Source organism: Bartonella sp. P12B (assembly GCF_055796185.1).
Genome location: NZ_JBTTDI010000003.1, coordinates 78,204 through 101,101 on the forward strand (window position 1 = coordinate 78,204; position 22,898 = coordinate 101,101).

The window sequence follows — 22,898 nt, forward strand, 5'->3', positions numbered from 1 at the left end:
AAGTAGTAAGGTCGATTATGGACAAAGGGATCTTGCATTATATCATTTACAGTTGGTTAGAGAGCGAACAGAGAGTTGTTAAACGGATATGTAAACCTGTGTCTTTTTTATTATTATCCTGCTCGTAATAAACGCGTGGCGTCGTCTCGTCCGAAAAGATAAAGAAGCAAACGTAAAGTTTGTCCTCGCTCAGAAGAAAGATTAGGATCACGTTGCAAAAATAAACGTGCATCTCTTCTTGCTATTGATAAAAGATCACCATGGACTGCGAGGTTTGCCATGTGGAACTCCGGCATACCGGATTGTTTTGTTCCTAAAAGCTCTCCTTCCCCTCGCAGACGCCAGTCTTCTTCAGCAATTTTAAAGCCATCTTCTGTATTGCGTATAATATTAAGACGCTCTGCGGCCATTTTTGTTAAAGGATCTTTGTAGAGCAAAATACAGGAGGATTTTTTTTCTCCTCGTCCAACACGTCCACGCAATTGGTGCAATTGTGAAAGACCGAAATGTTCTGCATGTTCTATAATAATGATTGAAGCGTCAGGAATATCTACACCGACTTCAATAACTGTGGTTGCGACTAAAATACGAATATCTCCACATTTAAAAGATGCCATAGCGGCTTCTTTTTTATCTGTAGACATTTTCCCATGGATCATACCAACTCGTGTACCAAATCGCTCTTGGAGAAGAGCAAAACGACTTTCAATTGAAGTGAGTTCAAGAGTGGTAGATTCTTCTACTAAAGGACAAATCCAATAGAGTTTTTCACCTTTTTCTAAGGCAATAGTAATTCGTTCGATGAGTTCATTAAGACGTTTTAAAGAAAGTGTTGCCGTTGTAATTGGTTGTCGTCCAATTGGTTTTTCAGTAATTTGGGAAACATCCATATCACCAAAAGCTGTTAAGACGAGGGTCCGTGGAATAGGGGTGGCAGTCATTACCAGCATATCAGGTTTATGGCCTTTTGCTGTAAGGGCAAGACGTTGGTGTACACCAAAACGGTGTTGCTCATCAATAATGGCTAAGGCAAGGTTATTGTAAGAAACACTGTTTTGTATGAGGGCATGGGTTCCGATAATAAGGGAAGCTTGACCTGATATAATATCGTTTAAAATATTTTTGCGCAATTTTCCTTTTTCTCGTCCCGTTAAAAGAACTGTTCGTAGTCCAATCTTTTCAGCAAGAGGTGCAATTTTTGCAAAATGTTGCCTAGCGAGAACTTCTGTAGGCGCCATTAAAGCTGATTGACTTGAATTTTCAGCAATTTGTGTCATTGCCATGAGGGCAACAACGGTTTTTCCTGATCCCACATCACCTTGGAGAAGTCTTAACATTGGTTCTGGTGAAGCAAGATCATTTGCAATCTCTTGTATTGCTTTTATTTGTCCATTTGTCAGCTGGAAGGGAAGGGCTTTCAGCAGTTTTTGAGTGTAAGCTCCTGTTGGTGGCCGAGAAGTTCCAGAAAGAGATTTGGTTTTTAAACGCAGTAAGCCAAGCGCCAGTTGACAAGCGAGCAATTCATCATAGGCAAGACGTTTGCGTGCTGTACTTTCTAAGTTTAAATCAGCAAGATCGATGGGCGCATGGATGCGGCGTAAAGCAACAGGAAAAGAGGAAAAGTTTTGTTGCTTTTTCACGCTTTCTTCTATCCATTCTGGTAAGAGAGGAATATAATCTAAAGCATTTTGTATTGCACGTCTTAGTGTTTTTGCGGATAATCCGGCGGTAGAGGGGTAAATAGGTTCAATGAAGGGAATTTGATTTTCTTGCTCACTTGGTACGATATAATCGGGATGGACCATTGAAAGTTGTCCATTAAACCGTTCAACTTTCCCTGATACAATGACTTTCTTTCCTTCCGGTAGTTGTCTCTTTAGCCAAGAATGTTGTGCATGAAAAAAGACTAAATTTATTTCTCCCGTTGGATCGTGTGCAGTGACGCGATAGGGTAAACGTTTACGACCAATTGGTGGTGGTTGATGTTGGTCAATAACAATTTCGAGAGTGAGAGTGATCCCCTCTTGTGCACAAGCAATGCTAGGACATCTTCTACGATCTATAACGGAGTGAGGCATTAATTGCAGGAGATCAATAAGGGTAATTTCATGTTGTGTAGGATTAATATTTAAGACTTTAGCCAGTAAACTATATATTTTAGGAGTAATCCCAGAAAGGGTGCGGATAGAAATAAAAAAAGGTGTAATAAGGCTTGGAGGCATGAGGAAATTTATCCTGCTCTTGTTATTTTTTCTAGTCCTTTAAAAGAGCTTTTTGGGGATAATTTATAGAAGAGGATTTTTTATTTACACTTTAAAATTTGAAGCAGAAAAATTAATGTTTTAAAATGTTTAGAATAAAAATTGTAAAAAAAGAATATCAATATTGGTCATATTCTCTCTCTTTTTCTCTTTGTGTATTTATTTGCTGTGCATAGAGATATTTTCTTAATGGAAGTCTTCTGTAAATATCATAAAAATAAAATGTCTTGTGAAGGCGCTGAATTCCATATGCTGAGTGATGCGTTTATAGATTCAAGGGTATAATAAAGTTAGAATATTTTCTAGTATAGACAAATAGCAGTTGCGATTTGGTATTTATTTTGTTGTAGGAAATTTAAGAGTGGCAGAAGATAAAAGTAAAACACGAGATAAAAAAAAATCTCTTCCTCGCTTTATTCATTTAAGGGTGCACTCTGCCTACTCATTGCTCGAAGGGGCTTTAAAAATTCCACAAATAATTCAACATGCGATTTCAGATCATACACCAGCAATTGCTATTACAGATACGAATAATTTATTTGGTGCTTTGGAGTTTTCACAATATTGTTTTTCTCAAGGGATTCAGCCTATTGTTGGTTGTCAGCTCGCGGTTGATTTTGGTGATGAACATGACAATCGAAGTTTTGCTAAAGGGCGCCATTCTTCTGATTTTTGCTCTGTTGTTTTGTTAGCTGCAAGCGAGGCTGGTTATGCTCATCTGGTTCGCCTTGTTAGCCGTGCTTACCTTGATAAGTGCGACACTGATCCTCCTCATATTAAAATGGATTGGCTGTCGTCACACAGTGAAGGAATAATTGCTTTAACAGGTGGCAAGGGAGGCCCACTTAATTTTTCTTTGGCAGAAGGTAGAAAAGAACGTGCTGTTGAACGTTTGATTTCTTTAAGAAAAATTTTTGCTAATCGTCTTTATATGGAATTACAGCGACATGGCTCTTTTGATCAACAAGTAGAAGATACGCTTCTTGAATTGGCGTATAAATATGAAATTCCTCTTGTTGCAACCAATGAAGCTTTTTTTCTGAATAGGCAAGGGTATGAAGCACATGATGCACTGATGGCAGTTGCAGAAGGGCAAATTGTTTCTAATCCAGAGCGTAAACGTGTAACACCAGATCATTATTTGAAGTCACAAGATGAAATGGTTGCATTATTTTCTGATCTTCCAGAAGCTTTGGAGAACAGCGTTGAAATTGCATTGCGTTGTCATACTGCTACCCCTATTAGAAAACCAATTTTGCCGCGTTTTGTAGAGAAGTCTATTGATTCAAATCGTGCTTTAGAAGTAGAAGATAGGGAATTACTAAATCAGGCTAAGGCTGGTTTAAAAATGCGGCTTGAGACAGTTGGATTGGCCGAAGGATATACAATTGCAGATTATGAGCAGCGGCTTGATTATGAAGTTTCCGTTATTACGCGCATGCAGTTTTCTGGCTATTTTCTTATCGTTTCAGATTTTATAAAATGGGCGAAGTCTCATGATATCCCTGTTGGTCCTGGGCGTGGTTCTGGTGCTGGTTCACTTGTTGCTTATGCGTTGACTATTACCGATGTTGATCCATTACGTTTTTCTCTTCTCTTTGAACGTTTTCTTAATCCAGATCGTGTTTCTATGCCGGATTTCGATATTGACTTTTGTCAAGAGCGACGCGAAGAGGTTATTCATTATGTTCAGGAAAAATATGGACGCGATCAAGTTGCCCAAATTATTACCTTTGGTAAATTACAAGCGCGTGCCGTGTTGCGTGATGTTGGACGTGTTTTAGAAGTACCTTATCGTCAGGTGGATTATCTTACGAAATTAGTTCCTGCTACACCTGGAAGCCAAGTTGAATTGGCTGATGCTATCAAGGATGAGCCTAAATTTGAGGAGGAAAAGAAAAAAGACCCTGTCATTGGGCGCACATTAGATATAGCGCTTCAACTGGAGGGGCTTTATCGTCATGCATCAACCCATGCGGCAGGGATTGTTATTGGTGATCGTCCACTGTCAGAGCTTGTTCCAATGTATCGCGATCCTCGTTCTGATATGCCTGTAACACAATTTAATATGAAATATGTTGAACAGGCGGGGCTCGTAAAATTTGATTTTCTGGGATTAAAAACACTGACTATTTTGAAAATGGCGGTAGATTTTGTTGCACGGAAGGGCATTAAAATAGAGTTGTCGAATATCTCTCTCAATGATGAAATGACCTATGCTATGATGGCACGTGGCGAAACAGTTGGCGTGTTTCAAGTGGAAAGTTCTGGTATGCGTAAGGCGCTGATTGGGATGAAACCAGATCGTATTGAAGATATTATTGCTCTTGTCGCCCTTTATCGCCCTGGTCCAATGGAGAATATTCCAACCTATAATGCACGCAAACACGGGGAAGAAGAAATTGCTTCTATTCATCCTAAAATAGATCCTCTGATTAAAGAAACACAAGGTGTTATTGTTTATCAGGAACAAGTGATGCAGATTGCTCAGGTTCTTGCTGGTTATTCGCTTGGAGAAGCGGATTTATTGCGTCGCGCTATGGGTAAAAAGATTCATAAGGAAATGCAAAAACAGCGTACGCGTTTTGTGAATGGGGCTATTGCTAACGGTGTTGATAAGGATCAGGCTGATATTATTTTTGATCTTTTAGCAAAATTTGCAGATTACGGTTTTAATAAGTCACATGCCGCTGCTTACGCAATTGTTTCCTACCAAACAGCTTATATGAAAGCACATTATCCAGTTGAGTTCTTAGCCGCTTCAATGACGTATGATATGACAAATACAGAGAAGTTAAATGATTTCCGGCGTGAAGCATTAAGATTAGGTATTAAGGTTGTTGCACCTTGTGTGCAAACATCACATCGAGTTTTTGAAGTTGGTGATAGCTGTATTTATTATTCTCTTGCTGCCATTAAAGGAGTAGGGGAAGCGGTTGTCGATCATATTGTCGCTTGCCGTGGAAATAAACCTTTTAGAGATCTAGAAGATTTTTGTGAGCGTATTGATCCCCGTATTGTTAATAAACGTGCGATGGAAAGTTTGGTTTGTGCGGGCGCCTTTGATTGTTTTCATATTGCACGTGAAGTTTTATTGGCAAGTCTTGAAACGCTCAACGCGCGTGCACTTCGTATCCTTGAAAACAATTCTAGTGGGCAGACTGATATATTTGCGATGATAGGTGGATTAAAAGAACCTTTGATCTTGTCGCAAACCTCTCCTTGGTTACCGGATGAAAAACTTCATCGAGAATTTCAAGCAATAGGTTTTTATTTTTCTGCACATCCTTTGGATGAGTATCAAGCTATTCTTGCAAAAAAACGCGTACAAACTTGGGCTCATTTTGCCAATGCCGTTAAAGGAGGAGCAGTCGCCGCTAGGCTTGCTGGAACTGTTGTGGCAAAACAAGTGCGCAAAACAAAATCCGGAAAGAAAATGGGAATTATTCATTTTTCTGACACGAGTGGACAATATGAGACAGTTCTCTTTTCTGAGATGCTTTCGGATTACGGGGAGATTTTAGAGCTTGGAAAATCTTTTATCATTACAGTGAGTGCAGAAAATCGCTCTGAAGGTGTGAGTTTGCGACTTGAGACAGTTCAGTCTTTGGAAAAAGAGATATCACAGCATCATAAAATGATGCGCCTCTTTATAAAAAAAGTCGATATGCTTGCACAAATTGAGAAAAATTTAACCCCTAGTGGAAATGGAGAAGTAGGGCTGATCCTTATTCAAGAGGATGGAGTAAGGGAGATCGAAATTGCGCTTCCAAAGCGATATAAGGTTAATTCACGTGTGGCGAGTGCTATGAGATCAATTGAGGGTGTTGTTGAGGTGGAATTGATTTAAAACAAAAATTGTAAGGTAATTGCTTATTTGAGATTCTCTTTTTTTGAGTGGTAGCTTTATTTTTTGAATCGGATTCTAGATTTTGAAAGTTCTTACTTTATTAGGAATAAATGATGACAGTATCTCAGTATTATAAATTCAAGAAAATGTGTTTAATGTATCAAACATCATTAGAGGAATTTTATAAGTTTTTATCATATGTTTTTGTGCGATTCATCGCGTCGTACATATAAAGCCAATTAAGGCTGGACATGATACTTTCTGCTGTGCGAATTTTCATGATGAAATTACGTGCAATTGCTATGGGCCCAGTTGCATGGTAAGCTATTCTATTAAAATCTCCACGTCTTTTTACGGCTTTAATTCGGGGCATACGTATTTTTTCGTAAAGTGAAAGAGCTTTGGTTAATGAAAGCTCTTTAAGCGAGAGAACTTCTGCTAATGTAGCGGCATCTTCGATTGCCATAGCAGTGCCTTGTGCTGCAAAGGGTAAGGCGGCGTGCGCACTGTCCCCAACAAATACTTGTCTTTCTAAACCTAAAAAACGATTCCGTTCCATTTGAAAGAGTGGCCAATAGCTCCATTCATCAATATGATCAAAGATTTGCAAAATTTGCAGATTCCAACCTTTAAAAAGAGATTTCAAATCTTCTTTATTTCCTCTATGTGCCCACCCTTTTTTTGAATTTTCTCCATGAGTAATGGCTACGAAATTAAAAACCTTTGCGGATGATTGAATGGGGTAGACGACAAGATGATTTTTAGGTCCCATCCAAGCGGTAATCGTTTGCATATTTCGTAATAAAGAACAAAAGCTTTTAGGAAGATTTTTAAATTCTGCTGTAGCACGCCAAGCAATAAAACCACTGAAACTTGCCCTTTCATGGAAAGGAGCTAATTGCCGTAATGTGGACCAAACTCCATCACATCCAATAAGAAGTGGTGTTGAATAAAACTGCTGTTGTTGTTCAGTTGCTGCACCTGTCTTTCTTGTTTTTATATGAATACTGTTAGAAGCCGTTAGAGTAGATGATATGACAGTTTCGCTTGTTTTATATTTGATAAAAGGATTTTCAATTACAGCATTGTATAAAACTTTTTGTAAAGCGGCGCGGTGAATCGTAATATAAGGAGCTTGCCAATTTTTTTCCGATAAAGTAGTAAGATCAATATGAAGTCGCGTTTTTAAAGATACCCCATCTCGTAACTCAAGAAAATATGGTCTTGTTCCTCCTTCAAGAAGCTTGTTAAGAAGTCCCCAATGTGCTAAAATACAGGTTGCATTTGGGGTAAGCTGAATACCTGCTCCGACAGCGTTAAGCTGTTTGCACTTTTCTATAAGTGTACTTGCAATCCCTTTATGAGCGAGTGCTAAAGCAGTGCTTAGACCAGCAATGCCTCCTCCAACGATGATTGGTGATTGATTCATGTGTTTCTTTCATATTGAAAGAGCAGAAAATGCACTATAATGGATTGTTTGTATGGTATAAACATCCAGTTGGATTTGTTTGATCGTATGATAGTGAAGGATTATAGCGATAAAGTGTTGAACAATAAGGGCAAATTTTTTCATCCATTGCTCCCATATCAATAAAAATATGAGGATGATCAAACGGTTGTGTAGCGCCTACACACATAAATTTTTTTACACCAATTTCAATTATTTTATATCCAAGATCATTTTGGAAATGGGGGATGTTATGATCGGCCATGGTATAAAAGCTCCGAATAAATTGCTTCAATCAGGGATGATTTGGATCATCTATCTTATATATTAGTTTGTAATAAAGCTTATAACAATGCAAGGTGCTTTTTTATACAAATCAAAGATCTTTTTGTTATTCAGGGTTATTACCGCGTTTTTAGTATTTTGGCATGGGAATGTTTTCAAGTATTTTGAAAGTTTACATGCAAATAATGTAAGAAAAATTGAGCAATTGATTATGTTATTATACGGTAATATATCATAAAGTGTTCTATGATATATTTATCGATAATGGGTTTATAAAGTATAAAGGAAGATTAGCTAAAATAGATGGAACAGAGGGTGGCAGATCAGGTTGCTATATCGGATATAACAATGAAAAATCCGGTGCGGTTTATTAATAGAGAATTTTCATGGTTACAATTTAATACCCGTGTATTGATGGAAGCTGCTAATACAAAGCATCCTTTACTAGAACGTCTGCAATTTCTTTCGATTTCGGCAGCAAATCTTGATGAATTTTTTATGGTTCGTGTTGCGGGCCTTGCTGCTCAAATTCGTGATGGGGTTACAAAGTGTAGTGCAGATGGACGCACTCCACAGGAGCAACTTGATTTTGTGTTAGATGAGATTTCACGTTTACAGCTTCATCAATTACAAGAATTGCGTGTTTTAGGTCACGAATTAAGACAGAATAATATTGAAATTATTGGTTCTGATAGGCTTTCAGAAATTGAGAAATCATGGCTCGAAAAATATTTCCTTGATATAATTTATCCTGCTCTAAAACCTTTACCTATTGATTCTGATCACTTGTTTCCCTTCATTCCTAATTTAGGGCTTTCGCTTGCTCTCCAACTATATCGGTGTATTGATCAACATACAAATAGAGTATTGTTGCCTATTCCAACGAACTTGAAGCGTTTTATTCTTCTTCCTCAAGAAGGTAATCATTTTCGTTTTATTGCTTGTGAAGATGTTATTAGCCTTTTTATCAACCATATATTTCCTGATTATAAAGTTGATGGAATTGGTACATTTAGAGTGATTCGTGATAGTGATATTGAAGTAGAAGAAGAGGCTGAAGATCTCGTTCGTTTTTTTGAAACTGCTCTTAAAAGGCGTCGTAGTGGGCAAGTTATTCGAGTCGAATTTGATGCGAAAATGCCGGAGAATTTATGCCAATTTATAACCAATTGTCTCGCCGTTCCTGATAATTTTATCAGTATTATCGATGGATTATTGGCGCTTAATATGGTGTCAGAAATTGTATCTATTCCACGTGATGACTTAAAGTTTGTGCCTTATAATCCTCGTTTTCCTGAATGTATTCATAAGCATAAGAGGGATTGCTTTGCGGCTATTCGTGAAAATGATATGGTCATTCATCATCCTTATGAAACATTTGATGTTGTTGTGCAATTTTTACGTCAAGCTGCTAGCGATCCTGATGTTGTAGAAATCAAACAAACTCTTTATCGCACATCAAATAATAGCCCAATTGTCAACGCTTTGATTGAAGCTGCTGAAAAGGGAAAATCTGTGACTGCTTTAGTAGAACTTAAAGCACGTTTTGATGAGGAAGCGAATATCCGTTGGGCGCGTGATCTTGAGCGTGCGGGCGTGCGTGTTTTTTTTGGTTTTATTGCATTAAAAACACATGCTAAGATATCACTGATTGTGAGACGTGAAGGAAAACGTCTTTGCTCTTACGTCCATCTTGGAACTGGAAATTATCATCCAGTTAATGCTAAAGTTTATACTGATCTTTCTTTTTTTACTACTGATGATGATATTGCTTATGATGTTGCCTTACTGTTCAATTATATTGCTCAATATAAACGTCCAAATGCAGTAATGAAGATTGCGTTTTCACCCTTAACATTGCGTAGTCGTATTCTTAAGCATGTTGAAGAAGAAATTACCAATGCGCAACAGGGGCGATTGGCTGCTATTTGGATGAAAGTTAACGCACTGGTTGATCCTGAAATTATTGATGCTTTGTATCGTGCTAGTCAAGCGGGGGTGCAGGTTGATCTGGTGGTGCGAGGCATATGCTGTTTGCGTCCTGATATTCCAGGAATTTCAGATAATATTCGTGCAAAATCAATTGTCGGGCGTTTTCTGGAACATAGTCGCGTTTTTTGTTTTGGTAATGGTCAAGATCTCCCCAGTGAAAATGCAATTGTTTATTTTGGATCGGCTGATATGATGCCTCGTAATCTGGATCATCGTATTGAAATATTGGTACCAGTTTTAAATACAATGGTTCGGAAGCAGATTCTTTTACAAATTATGCTCGCCAATATTATTGATAATCAACAAAGCTTTGATATACTAAATGATGGAACATCAAGACGTATAACACCGCAAAGAGGTGAAAGTCCGTTTAATGCGCAGGAGTATTTTATGGCCAAAGAAGGTCTTTTGAGGTGGAAAAAATTGTTTGAATCTTCTGCTTCGCATTTGGTTGCGTTGCATCGACAGTATGCCAAACTGCGTAAAGACTGAAATCCAATGACATATATAAATGCTCAGGGTCGGCTGAAAGGGTGTAAGCCTGTCGCTGTTATCGATATTGGTTCAAATTCTGTTCGACTCGTTATTTATGAAGGGCTTGTTCGTTCACCAACAGTTTTATTTAATGAAAAAGTTCTCTGTGGTCTTGGGCAAGGTGTTGCAAAAACTGGATTTTTAGAAGAAAAATCCATGAAAATGGCTCTGCAAGCATTAAAACGGTTTCGTGCGCTTTGTCGGCAGATTGGGGCAGATGATGTTTATACACTGGCAACAGCAGCGGCGCGTGAAGCTAAAAATGGATCAGCATTTATTCAAAATGCGGAAAATATTTTGCAAAATAAAATATGCCTTCTTTCAGGAAATGAAGAGGCTCTTTATTCAGCATATGGGGTTATTTCTACTTTTTATCAGCCAAAAGGTATTTCTGGAGATCTTGGTGGCGGAAGTCTCGAACTTATTGATATTGAGAACTCTGATGTAGGAGAGGGGATAACTCTGCCGTTAGGTGGTTTACGGCTACAGTATATGTCTAATAATGATATTGCTGTTGCCACAAAAATTGTCCATGAGCATTTTTGTAAATCTGCTGTTGTTCGTAAAGGGATGGCACGTTGTTTTTATGCAGTAGGAGGAACTTGGCGCAATTTGGCAAAACTCCATATGGCAACCAAACATTACCAGCTACCTGTTATGCATGGCTATGAAGTTGATGCTGTTGAAATGGAGGATTTCTTGCGTTTTATCGTGAGTGGCAGTATCAATAATATGAAAGGAATTTCCGCTGTTTCAAAAAATCGCCGTCAGCTCTTGTCTTATGGAGCGATTGTTCTTATTGAACTTATTCAGTCTACCGGATTTGAGAAAATAATCTTTTCTGGAGCTGGTGTGCGTGAAGGTTTTCTTTATTCAAAATTGCCGCAAGAGATTCGTGTTTCAGATCCTCTCATTGCAGCATGTACTGAAACGGCTATTCTCCGTGCGCGTTCACCAAAGCAGGCAGAAGAACTCATTGATTTCACTACCAATGCTTTTGATATTTTTGGAATTGCAGAGACTGAAAATGAATATCGTTATCGTAAAGCAGCTTGTCTTCTTGCAGATATTGGTTGGCGCATACATCCAGATTACCGAGGTAATGAGGCGGCAAATCAGATAGCGCTGGGATCTTATCCAGGAATCTCTCATGAGGGGCGCCTTTATGCTGCACTTGCTGTTTTTTTTCGCAATACGGGTATGTCGATTAATGAAGAATCTCTTCCTCTTTTTCAATTAGCAAGCAAAAATATAATTGAGAAGGCGCGCATTCTTGGTGAAATTATGCGTATTGCTCATCTTTTTAGTGCTTCTACCGCAGGAATTCTTCCTCATTTTTCATGGCATAAAAAGACAGATCATATTGTTTTATATATTCCTAGGCGTTATGCTGATTTATTAGGAGAACGCCCTCTTACTCGGCTAAAAAAATTATCAAAAATAATAAAATCTCCTCTTTCTTTTGAAACTTTCTAAATCGTTTTCTATCGTATATTCTTTCTATGTATTTTGATCGCTATACAGTTTCATCTTTTAGTTGTTGGGTTGCTTTTTCAATAAGGCATTTAATTTTTATGATACAATGATATGGAATATCGTATCTCCATACTTTTTTGCATTAAACTTCTTGTTTTGTAATATATCAAGCTATTGTTTATAAAGAAGTTTTTTCTGTTTCTATTTAAATTGGAAACTTTCTGTTGTTAAGATATTGGATTATCATTTTTAAAACATATTCTAAGTAATCCCCAAACATAGATAATAGTAGATTTTATGGAATGAGAGACCTTAAAGTTTGATGAGAGCTCTTCTTTATTTTTTCAAACAAAATTGGCTTAGCAAGTTGATTGCTCATTTTTCTCTTTTTAATTTTTTACTAACTTTCACATTAATGAGGCATATAAGCTTCTTTAGAAGATTTTTTGGCGATAATCACAAAATGCAAAGGGTTGTTTTTGCAAATTAAAATTGTTTGATACTTATTTTACCATCCTGAAAATAAAATCCTATCTGTCCTTTGAGCATTTGCTCAGCTTTTTGACCAAATATTTCATAACGCCAACCATTCATAGCAGGGATATTTTTCTTTCCACATCCATTGGCGATTTTTTCTAAATCATTGGAAGTTGCAATAATTTTAGGTGCAATACCGTTTTCGTTCGCAACGAGTTTTAATAACACTTTGAGAAGCTCAATGACGGCAGTCGATGTTTCATTGAGTGGATTATGTTTGGGAAGGGGAGGTAAAGTAGCAAGATCGACCTCTAAGCCTTCGTGGATAGCTTTGATTAAAGTTTGTGCATTTGCAAGTTTATTCCAATTTTTATTTAGGCTGCGCAAACGTTTTAAAGCAGATTCATCTTTTGGTTGTTGGGTTGCAATTTCGATAAGGCATTCATCTTTCATGATATGACGACGTGGGATATTATATTTTCGTGCTTTGCGTTCACGCCAAGCTGCTATTTTTTGTAATATGGCAAGCTCACGCAGTTTTTTTACTTTGCCTTTTACTTTTTTCCACGCTTCATCTTCAGGCATATCATAGGTTTTAGGATTTAAGAGAATCGCTATTTCATCATTCATCCAATGTATGCGCTTGTTTTTTTCTAACTGTTTTTTTAATAAGAGGTAAACATCTCTTAGATAGGTTACATCGGCAAGTGCATAAATTAGTTGTTTTTCGGAAAGAGGACGATAACTCCAATCTGTAAAACGGGATGATTTGTCAATTTGATGACCCGTGCAGCGTTGTACAATTTGATCATAGGAAATAGAATCACCAAATCCGCAAATTGATCCTGCTATTTGTGTATCGAAGAGAGGATAGGGAATGATACCTCCGAGATGATAAATAGTTTCGATGTCTTGACGTGCAGCGTGAAAAACTTTGGTGATTTTTTTATCGACCATGAGATCAAAAAATGCTTGTAGATTGATATCTGGAGCTCTTGGATCAATCAGTAGCGTAACGTCTGGTGAGGCAAGCTGAATTAAACACAGTTGAGGCCAAAAAGTCGTTTCGCGGATAAATTCGGTATCTACTGTTACAAACTCTGAAGTCCGTAGAGCAGAAACTGCAATTTCAAGATCTGTTGTTTGTGTAATAAGATTCATCATTCCATTATAGCTAGATAAATTAAATTTGTCTTTTATTGACTTTTTTTTCGAGTCTTTATCCTCATATCTTGACAAGTGGTTGTTAAAAAGCGTTTGTAGCGCATGTAAAATTGTAATCAAAGGTAAAAACTATGCATCGTTATCGCAGTCATAATTGCGCTGCTCTTCGTAAATGTGATGTAGGAACAAAAGTTCGTCTTTCGGGATGGGTTCATCGCGTTCGTGATCATGGCGGAATCCTTTTTGTAGACTTACGTGATCATTTTGGAATCACACAGATTGTCGCTGATCCTGCTTCGCCAGCTTTTAAAATTATTGAAACAGTGCGTTCTGAATGGGTCATTCGCGTGGATGGGCAAGTGTGTGCACGTTCTGATGAGGTTATTAACACATTTCTTCCAACAGGGGAGATTGAAATTTTTGCCCAAGAGGTAGAAATTCTCTCAAAGTCTGATGAACTTCCTCTCCCTGTTTTTGGCGAGCCTGATTATCCAGAAGATATTCGGTTAAAATATCGTTTTCTTGATTTGCGTCGCGAAACTATGCACAAAAATATAATGCGTCGTACTGAAATTATTGCTGCTATCAGACGCTCTATGCAGGAGAATGGTTTTACGGAATTTATGACACCACTTTTGACAGCTTCATCACCGGAAGGAGCGCGCGATTTTTTAGTTCCAAGTCGTATTCATCAGGGAAAATTTTACGCATTGCCACAAGCGCCTCAGCAGTACAAACAGTTATTGATGATGTCAGGTTTTGATCGTTATTTTCAAATTGCTCCATGTTTTAGAGATGAAGATCCAAGGGCTGATCGTCTTCCAGGAGAATTTTATCAATTAGATGTTGAAATGAGTTTTGTTGAACAAGAAGATGTTTTTGTAACAATGGAACCCATTATGCGTTCTCTTTTTGAAGAATTTGCAAATGGAAAACCTGTAACACAAAGCTTTCCTCGTATTTCTTATGATGAAGCAGTGCGAAAATATGGTTCTGATAAGCCTGATTTACGCAATCCAATTATTATGGAAGATGTTTCTCAGCATTTTTGTGATTCTGGTTTTAAAGTTTTTGCTCAAATTTTGGCAAATGATGGGAATGCACAAGTATGGGCTATTCCGGCTAAAACGGGAGGAAGCCGTGCTTTTTGTGATCGTATGAATGGATGGGCACAAGGTGAGGGGCAACCAGGACTCGGTTATATTTTCTGGCGTGAAGAAGAAGGAAAGTTTGAAGGTGCTGGACCTATTGCCAAAAATATTGGTGAGCAGAGGACTGAAGCACTCCGTATGCAGCTTGGCCTTGAAAGTGGTGATGCCTGTTTTTTTGTGGCGGGAGATCCAAAGAAATTTGCATCTTTTGCGGGAGCAGCGCGAACACGGGTAGGGGAAGAATTAGACCTTGTGGATCGGGAGTGTTTCTCTTTAGCGTGGATAGTTGATTTTCCATTTTTTGAATGGAATGAAGATGAGAAAAAACTTGATTTTGCACATAATCCTTTTTCTATGCCCCAAGGTGGGGAAAATGCTCTTGAGTGCCAAGATCCTCTTACTCTTAAAGCTTTTCAGTATGATCTTGTTTGTAATGGTTATGAGATTGCATCAGGTGGAATCCGTAATCATTCACCAGAGATGATGCTTAAAGTTTTTAATCTTGCTGGTCTTTCTAAAGAGGTCGTGGAAGATCGTTTTGGTGCTCTTTATCGTGCATTCCATTATGGAGCACCGCCGCATGGTGGTATGGCTGCTGGAGTTGATCGTATTATTATGCTTTTACAAGGTGTTAAAAATTTACGTGAGGTTGCTTTATTTCCTATGAACCAACAGGCGCTTGATCTTTTGATGAGTGCACCATCTGATGTTTCTCTTCCGCAATTACGTGATTTAGGGATACGAATTGCTCCTTCCGTCAAAAATGGTTAATAAATTGATTGTGTGTTGTTACCATTTTTATTCCCAGTAAGGCTTTAGGGACTTTGAATTACATTAGTGTGTATGTTGTTTATAAAAAGCTTAAGATATATGCTTTCTTTAAGTTTTTTAACTCAAGGTAAAAGATCTTGTGTCCCAATGTTAAAAAAACAATGCAGTGTGGCTAAACGTTGCATTATTCCAAGAGAGAGATAAGATTTTATAAGTTTAGATGCTTTGTAAATTTTATCATATCAGATCGGACTTTGTGTTTATATAATATGCCTGCCTATTAAGATATAAGGAAAGAGAAGTCATTTTCTCAGAAGAAAGTGCTGTATGAATAAGTTTTTTAAAAACTCATATTTAAAATAGTGCTAAGATTATTCTTGCTGAAAATTTATTTTTAGAAAGTGTTTTCGTTGTCTTTAGAAGAAAATCATCTGATGCTTTTGATGAGTTTAGTTTAGATAAGCCAAACTTAAATTAGCAAATAGTATTATTGTTTTTATTTCCTGTTTATTCTGAATAATATCCATCGTTAGACTTAATGAATAATGTATTTTACACTTTTTTGTTTATTTGTTGTTTATGTTATTTTTTAAGACCATATTTTACTATTTTTCAAAAAGATTTTTAATTAACACATTAAGTATTTTCGTATATTGTTCAGCTGAAGTGTAAATCACATGTATAAATTTTCAAATTGATATAATTTTCTGTTCATGTTTTAATCACGGTGTTTATTTTTATATAGTCGATTTTTAATAAAAATAGTTGATTCATAGAAGATTGACCGAAGAAATCTTATAGAATAATTGCTCGCTCTTTTGGGAATTGTTGTCATAATATTATGTCTGATAAAATAAATTTACCTTTTGATAAAGAACATATTGAGCCAATAGAATTACGTTCTGCTTTACAGGAGCGCTATTTGGCTTATGCACTTTCTACTATTACTCACCGTGCATTGCCTGACGTCCGTGATGGTTTGAAACCAGTGCATCGGCGTATTGTTCATGCGATGCGTTTACTCAAACTTCATCCAGGGCAGTCCTATGCGAAATGTGCACGGATTGTTGGTGATGTCATGGGAAAATTTCATCCACATGGTGATGCATCTATTTATGATGCATTAGTGCGCTTGGCTCAGAGTTTTGCTGTTCGTTATCCCTTGATTGATGGACAAGGCAATTTTGGTAATATTGATGGAGATAATGCTGCTGCTATGCGGTATACGGAAGCACGTATGACTGAAGTGGCTGCATTGTTGCTGGAGGGAATTAATGAGAATGCGATTGATTTTCGTTTAACCTATAATGAGGAAGATGAAGAGCCTGCTGTTTTACCGGGAGCTTTTCCTAATCTTTTAGCAAATGGTTCATCTGGTATTGCTGTTGGTATGGCGACATCTATTCCACCCCATAATGTTGCTGAGCTTTGTGATGCAGCGCTCCATTTGATTGCACATCCCGATGTTAATGATAAGGAATTGAATCAATTTGTGCTTGGTCCTGATTTTCCAACAGGTGGTATTTTAGTTGAGCCTAAAAAGAGTATTGAGGAATCTTATCGTGTTGGGCGTGGTTTTTTTCGTTTGCGTTCACGTTGGCATCAAGAGTCCGGCAGCCGTGGTTCTTATGTGATTGTTGTTACTGAAATTCCCTATCAAGTTCAAAAGTCACGCCTTATTGAAAAAACAGCGGAATTACTGCTTGCACGCCGATTACCAATGCTTGAAGATATTCAAGATGAATCGGCAGAAGATATTCGCATCGTTCTTATTCCTAAAAATCGCACTGTTGATCCTGAGCTCCTTATGGAATCTCTTTTTAAATTGACCGATTTTGAAATAAGATTTCCTCTTAATCTTAATGTTTTGTCTTTAGGAAAAATACCAAATGTTCTCTCTCTGCGGGAAAGTTTGCAGCAATGGCTTGAACATCGTCAAGAAGTTCTGATGCGTCGCTCTACTTATCGACTTGATGAAATTGATCGCCGATTAGAAATTCTTCATGGCTATCTTATCGCCTATTTAAACCTTGATGAGGTTATTCAGATTATTCGTGAAGAAGATGAGCCCAAAAAAGAACTTATCGGCCGTTTTGAATTAACAGAAAATCAAGCTGAGGCAGTTCTTAATATGCGCTTGCGCTCTTTACGTAAACTTGAGGAATTTGAAATTCGTAAAGAATTTGAAAGTTTGAAAACTGAAAAAGAACAATTGCAGAATTTATTATCCTCTCGTGCTAAGCAATGGAAAATAATTTCAGAAGAAATTATAAAAATTCGCAAAACTTTTGGCCCTGATACTTTATTAGGAAAAAGGCGTACCACATTTGAAGAAGCACCAAGGCATGATATTGATGATATTCACCAAGCGATGATTGAAAAAGAGCCGGTAACTATTGTTATTTCTGAAAAAGGTTGGATGCGTGCTTTGAAGGGACATTTGAGTGATTACAAAGCACTTGCCTTTAAAGAAGGCGATTGCTTAAAGATAGCATTTCCAGCATTTACAACAGATAAAATTATGGTGATAAGTACTGGTGGAAAATTTTTTGCTATTTCTGCAAATAATTTGCCTGGAGGGCGGGGACACGGTGAACCAATTCGTATTTTAGTCGATATGGATGATGAGCATGATGTCTTGACAGCTTTTGTCTATAATGCACAGGAAAAACTTCTTTTAGTTTCATCTCATGGGAATGGCTTTATTGTACCAGCAGCCGAAGTCATTGCCAATACACGAAAAGGCAAGCAGGTTATGAATGTGAAGTACCCTGATAAAGTGAAGCTTTGTGTTCCGGTAAAAGGTGATCATGTTGCAGTGGTTGGTGAAAATCGCAAAATGCTTGTTTTTGCCATTGAACAAATACCAGAAATGAGTCGTGGTAAAGGTGTTCGTTTGCAACGTTACAAAGAGGGGGGTATTGTTGATGTAAAAACCTTTAATTTATCAGAGGGGTTAAGCTGGCAAGATACGGCTGAACGCTGCTTTAATCGTCAAGCTGATGATCTCATTGAGTGGATAGGAATGCGTGCTGGGAGTGGGCGTTTGGTGCCAAAAGGCTTTCCAAAATCAGGAAAGTTTGCCAATTAAATTATCAAGACATGAAAGAAAACATTGTGTGGTTTTATTAACTTTTTCATAGCAGCATCTATTCATTAGGACTGTTATGATGTGGCCTAAAAAGGTGTCCACGTTCCGCGCATAAGACAAGAAGTATGGCGATGAGGCTGAGAAAGAAAAATCCTGCCGAATTTGGGGTGGTTGTTTCATTAAATTGTTGGGCAATAAAAAAGCCAAGGCCTGTTGCAATAGAGGTTTGAAGAAAACCAGATACAGAAGATGCTGTACCGGCGATTTCACCGACAGATTCGAGAGCAAGTGTATTGAAATTGGCCATAATACCGCCGCAGGCAAACATCAATATACAAAACAGCAGCATGTAAAGGGAAAAAGGAATAATGCCATCTGTTAAGATGCAACCAACAAACCAGAGGCATGAAGTAGCACAAAAGAGCAAAAGCATCGTATGAGCTATACGGCGCATTCCAAGGCGCCCAACCAATTGAGAATTAAAAAATGATGAGAGTGCTTGAAAAGCTGCACCGACGGCAAACGCAATTGGAAACCAGAGTCCTAGATTATAAATCCCTTCGTATGTTTGCTGCGATGTATTAACAGCGGTAAAAATACAGCCTAAAATAATGGAAGTTGCCAGTGTGTAGCAAAGTGTTGTCCGATTAGTAAGAACAATCCATAAGTTATGTTTGATTGAAGAAAAGGAAAGAGAGCGTTGTCTATGAAGAGTCTCGGGTAAACGCAGTTGAATCCAAATCATCAGTCCAAAACCGATAATTGCCATGAATATAAAGATAAATTGCCAGTTCCCGAAGAGTAAAATAGCTTGTCCTGTTGCGGGTCCAATCATTGGCGCAATAAGAAAAACCATCATGACGATAGACATAACTTCTGCCATTTTTCGACCACTATAAAGATCACGTACAATGGAAACTGTGAGCACGCGCATAGCAGCTCCTCCCATACCTTGTAAGACACGTAAAAAAAGTAATAGAGAAAAATTGGAAACAAAAGCACAACCAATTGCTGTAAATGAATAAAAAGCAAGACCAATAAGAATAATTTTACGGCGCCCATAACGATCGCTTATGGGACCAAAAAATATTTGTGAGATGCCATAGCTAATGAGATAACTAGAAATGATATAATGTTGATCATTTTCATTGATAGCGTTTAAACTGTTTAAAATGTCAGGCATGGCTGGTAGCATAATATCAACGGCTATAGAATTGATAGCCATGAGCGCGCCAATAAGAAGAACAAATTCTTTATAGCCAATTCTTTTTCTAATTGTATCACTATGCTCTTGTTCATCGATTGAATATGACATATTGCATCCTTGAAATAAAAATTTCGATTGAACACAGCTCTATAAAAGGATAAAAAGTAAGAGATATCTTCTTAAGAGATTCTTATGATTTATTGCAGGAAATGCCTTGTTCTTTTAGCAGCTCTTGCAACTCATTATTTTGGAACATTTCTTTAATAATATCACAGCCGCCAACAAACTCACCTTTGATATAGAGCTGCGGAATTGTTGGCCAATTGGAATAATCTTTGATTCCTTGACGTAACTCGTTAGAAGCTAAGATATTAACTCCTTTATAGTTTACCCCTAGATAGTCGAGAATTTGAACAACTTGTCCTGAAAATCCGCATTGTGGAGCATCAGGTGTTCCTTTCATGAATAAAATGACATCATTTTCTTTAATTTCGTTGTCAATAAAATCATGAACAGTGTTCATCTCTATCCCTCGATATTGTAAATTTATGTGAGTGTCTATTTACGCTTGTACTATTTTCTAATCGTATTGAGTGATTGAATGCAAGAAGAAATTTTAAATTATTTAGGAATATTTGTTTGCAACATTAAGGCATGAAGGTCATTTCCCATATTGCCTTTAAGAGCATCATAGACCATTTTATGTTGCTGAATACGGCTTTTACCACGAAAACTTTCGGAAATAACTTCTGCAGCGTAGTGTTCTCCATCTCCAGCAAGATCACGAATCGTTACAATTGCATCGGGAATGCCTTCGCGAATAAGCATTTCAATTGCATGAGCACTCATTGCCATGATTATCCTCCTTTATTTATTTTTAATTAAGAATAGCATCCGCCAATAGGGAAAAATAACTTTCTATTCTTTGCCCATAAATTGCGGGAACCAATTTTCATAAGCTTGTGTGAGTTTTTCTAGCGAAAGTGTCAATACCCCATCTATATTGAGAGAATTCCCCTCAACTAAACCAAGCTCTGTGAAAGGAATCGCACTTACTTGTGCAAGTTCTTTAAGTTTGTTGAGAGCACGAGGTTTGACCGCTAAAAGATAACGGCCTTGATCTTCTCCAAAAAGCTCCGCATGATGTGGTAGTTTATTGCTTAATTGGGCTTTAATCCCTTTACCTGCTTTAATTATCATTTCTGCAAGTGCAATGGCTAATCCTCCATCAGAAATATCATGAGCAGCATTAACAAAATCGCCATGAATGATATCTCGAACAAATTGTCCATGTTTTTTTTCAAGCTCTAAATCTACAGGAGGCGGGGCGCCTATATCAATATTTAAAATGTGACGTGCGTAAATTGACTGTCCTAAATGAGAGCCACACGCTCCAATTAAAACAATCCTATCTCCATTTTGCATACCACTGATTGTTACCATTTTAGACCAGTCGTCTAGAAGTCCTACACCAGCGATTGTTGGTGTGGGAAGAATGGCTTCTCCATTGGTTTCATTATAAAGGGAGACATTGCCTGAAACGATAGGAAAGTTAAGAATTCTGCAAGCTTCACCTATGCCTTTAATGGCTAAAACCAATTGTCCCATAATTTCAGGTTTTTCAGGATTACCAAAATTAAGATTATCTGTAGCAGCGAGGGGGATTGCACCTGTTGTGCTAATATTTCGCCAGCATTCTGCTACAGCTTGCTTTCCTCCTTCATAAGGATCAGCCTCACAATAGCGAGGCGTAACATCAGAAGAAAAAGCAAGAGCACGTTTGTCATTATTGCTTACGCGTATGATTCCTGCATCGCCTCCTGGACGAACAAGGGTATTTCCTTGAATAAGCGTATCATATTGTTCATAAACCCATCGCCGTGAACTTTGATCAGCAGAATTGAGCAAGTGAAGGAGCGCATCACCAAGATTTTCAACCCTCTTAACATCTTCTACTTTAAGAGTTGGTTGTTTTTCCAGCTCACTCCAAGGGCGATCATAAACAGGCGCTTCATTACCGAGTTCTTTGATAGGAAGATTGACGACTTCTTCTCCTTGATGCAATACACGGAAACGCAAATCATCTGTTGTTTTTCCAATAATAGAAAAGTTAAGACCCCACTTATGAAAAATTGCTTCTGCTTGTTTTTCTAATTCTGGTTTTAGCACCATGAGCATGCGTTCTTGGCTTTCGGAAAGCATCATTTCATAGGCTGTCATGTTTTCTTCACGGGTGGGAACTTTATCAAGATTAAGCTGTATTCCTAAATTCCCTTTTGCTCCCATTTCAACTGCAGAGGACGTTAGTCCTGCTGCACCCATATCTTGAATAGCAACAACAGCTTTAAGTTCCATGAGTTCTAAGCAAGCTTCAAGAAGGCATTTTTCTGTAAAAGGATCACCTACTTGAACGGTTGGGCGTTTTTCATCGATTGAAGCATCAAATTCTGCGGAAGCCATTGTTGCTCCACCAACACCATCACGTCCTGTTTTGGCTCCAAGATAAACAACAGGAAGTCCTACTCCTTGTGCTTTAGAATAAAAAAGGGAGTCTGTCTTGGCAATACCAGCGACAAAAGCGTTAACAAGGATATTGCCATTATAACGCTTGTCAAAGTTTATTTCTCCACCAACAGTTGGAACACCAAAAGCATTACTATAGCCACCAATTCCAGACACAACACCAGAAACAAGATGGCGTGTTCGGGGATGATTAGGAGATCCAAAGCGTAAGGCATTCATAGCAGCGACGGGGCGAGCACCCATTGTAAAGACATCACGTAAAATACCTCCTACACCTGTTGCCGCACCTTGATAAGGTTCGATATAAGAGGGATGATTATGGCTTTCCATTTTGAAAACAACGCATTGCCCTTCACCAATATCGACAACACCAGCATTTTCACCAGGTCCTTGAATGACACATTTTCCCTCTGTTGGGAGTGTTTTAAGCCACTTTTTAGATGATTTATAGGAACAATGTTCGTTCCACATGGCAGAAAAAATTCCAAGTTCAGTAAATGTTGGCTCTCTTCCAATTAAAGTGAGAATGCGTTGATATTCATCATCTTTTAGGCCGTGCTGTGCAATTAATTCTGGTGTAATGGCGATGGTATTGCAAGGATTCATGAGTACTTTATCCGTTAAATTAATCGAAATTTAGCATTTTTATTATTTTAAATCTAGCAGCTT

At 37.8% G+C, this 22,898-nt stretch carries 13 protein-coding genes; 5 read left to right on the forward strand and 8 right to left on the reverse strand.

Going from position 1 to position 22,898, the window contains the following annotated elements:
• Window positions 1-113: 113 nt before the first annotated feature.
• Complete coding sequence (gene recG / locus AC0QT1_RS03035) at window positions 114-2,222, reverse strand: ATP-dependent DNA helicase RecG (protein WP_473201612.1); 2,109 nt, start codon at window positions 2,220-2,222, stop codon at window positions 114-116.
• A 400-nt stretch (window positions 2,223-2,622) separates the two neighbouring features.
• Here recG and dnaE point away from each other — a divergent pair, with 400 nt between their 5' ends.
• Window positions 2,623-6,111, forward strand: a complete 3,489-nt coding sequence (dnaE, locus tag AC0QT1_RS03040) for a DNA polymerase III subunit alpha (RefSeq protein ID WP_473200542.1) — start codon at window positions 2,623-2,625, stop codon at window positions 6,109-6,111.
• Window positions 6,112-6,292: 181 nt separating this feature from the next.
• On the opposite strand, the gene AC0QT1_RS03045 is transcribed toward dnaE, so the two are convergent.
• Complete coding sequence (locus AC0QT1_RS03045) at window positions 6,293-7,540, reverse strand: FAD-binding protein (RefSeq protein WP_473201613.1); 1,248 nt, start codon at window positions 7,538-7,540, stop codon at window positions 6,293-6,295.
• Between the two features lie 34 nt (window positions 7,541-7,574).
• Window positions 7,575-7,823, reverse strand: coding sequence for a zinc-finger domain-containing protein (locus tag AC0QT1_RS03050; protein ID WP_473201614.1), 249 nt, complete (start codon window positions 7,821-7,823; stop codon window positions 7,575-7,577).
• 323 nt (window positions 7,824-8,146) lie between these two features.
• On the opposite strand from AC0QT1_RS03050, the gene AC0QT1_RS03055 reads away from it, so the two are divergent.
• Both AC0QT1_RS03055 and ppx read left to right on the forward strand, forming a co-directional pair.
• Complete coding sequence (locus tag AC0QT1_RS03055) at window positions 8,147-10,327, forward strand: RNA degradosome polyphosphate kinase (protein WP_473201615.1); 2,181 nt, start codon at window positions 8,147-8,149, stop codon at window positions 10,325-10,327.
• 6 nt (window positions 10,328-10,333) lie between these two features.
• Entirely contained in the window at window positions 10,334-11,845 is a 1,512-nt protein-coding gene (gene ppx / locus AC0QT1_RS03060) for an exopolyphosphatase (RefSeq protein ID WP_473201616.1), read from the forward strand.
• 486 nt (window positions 11,846-12,331) lie between these two features.
• Here ppx and rnd read toward each other — a convergent pair whose 3' ends face one another.
• A complete protein-coding gene (gene rnd / locus AC0QT1_RS03065; protein WP_473201617.1) occupies window positions 12,332-13,486 on the reverse strand; it encodes a ribonuclease D in 1,155 nt (384 codons plus the stop codon).
• Between the two features lie 131 nt (window positions 13,487-13,617).
• Between rnd and aspS the strand changes: the two genes are divergently transcribed.
• Together aspS and parC are read left to right on the forward strand one after the other, a co-directional pair.
• The gene (gene aspS, locus AC0QT1_RS03070) at window positions 13,618-15,408 is read left to right on the forward strand and encodes an aspartate--tRNA ligase (RefSeq protein ID WP_473201618.1); all 1,791 of its coding nucleotides are present in this window, start codon (window positions 13,618-13,620) and stop codon (window positions 15,406-15,408) included.
• A gap of 841 nt (window positions 15,409-16,249) precedes the next feature.
• A complete protein-coding gene (parC, locus tag AC0QT1_RS03075; protein WP_473201619.1) occupies window positions 16,250-18,499 on the forward strand; it encodes a DNA topoisomerase IV subunit A in 2,250 nt (749 codons plus the stop codon).
• A gap of 58 nt (window positions 18,500-18,557) precedes the next feature.
• On the opposite strand, the gene AC0QT1_RS03080 is transcribed toward parC, so the two are convergent.
• The 4 genes from AC0QT1_RS03080 to purL form a co-directional block, all read right to left on the reverse strand.
• A complete protein-coding gene (locus AC0QT1_RS03080) occupies window positions 18,558-19,814 on the reverse strand; it encodes a multidrug effflux MFS transporter (RefSeq protein ID WP_473201620.1) in 1,257 nt (418 codons plus the stop codon).
• Between the two features lie 82 nt (window positions 19,815-19,896).
• A complete protein-coding gene (gene grxD / locus AC0QT1_RS03085; RefSeq protein ID WP_473200533.1) occupies window positions 19,897-20,229 on the reverse strand; it encodes a Grx4 family monothiol glutaredoxin in 333 nt (110 codons plus the stop codon).
• A gap of 98 nt (window positions 20,230-20,327) precedes the next feature.
• Window positions 20,328-20,561 carry a BolA/IbaG family iron-sulfur metabolism protein gene (locus AC0QT1_RS03090; RefSeq protein WP_473200532.1) on the reverse strand — a complete coding sequence of 78 codons (234 nt, stop codon included), beginning with the start codon at window positions 20,559-20,561 and terminating at the stop codon, window positions 20,328-20,330.
• 63 nt (window positions 20,562-20,624) lie between these two features.
• On the reverse strand, window positions 20,625-22,835 hold the full coding sequence (gene purL, locus AC0QT1_RS03095; protein ID WP_473200531.1) for a phosphoribosylformylglycinamidine synthase subunit PurL: 2,211 nt from the start codon (window positions 22,833-22,835) through the stop codon (window positions 20,625-20,627).
• Window positions 22,836-22,898: the final 63 nt, after the last annotated feature.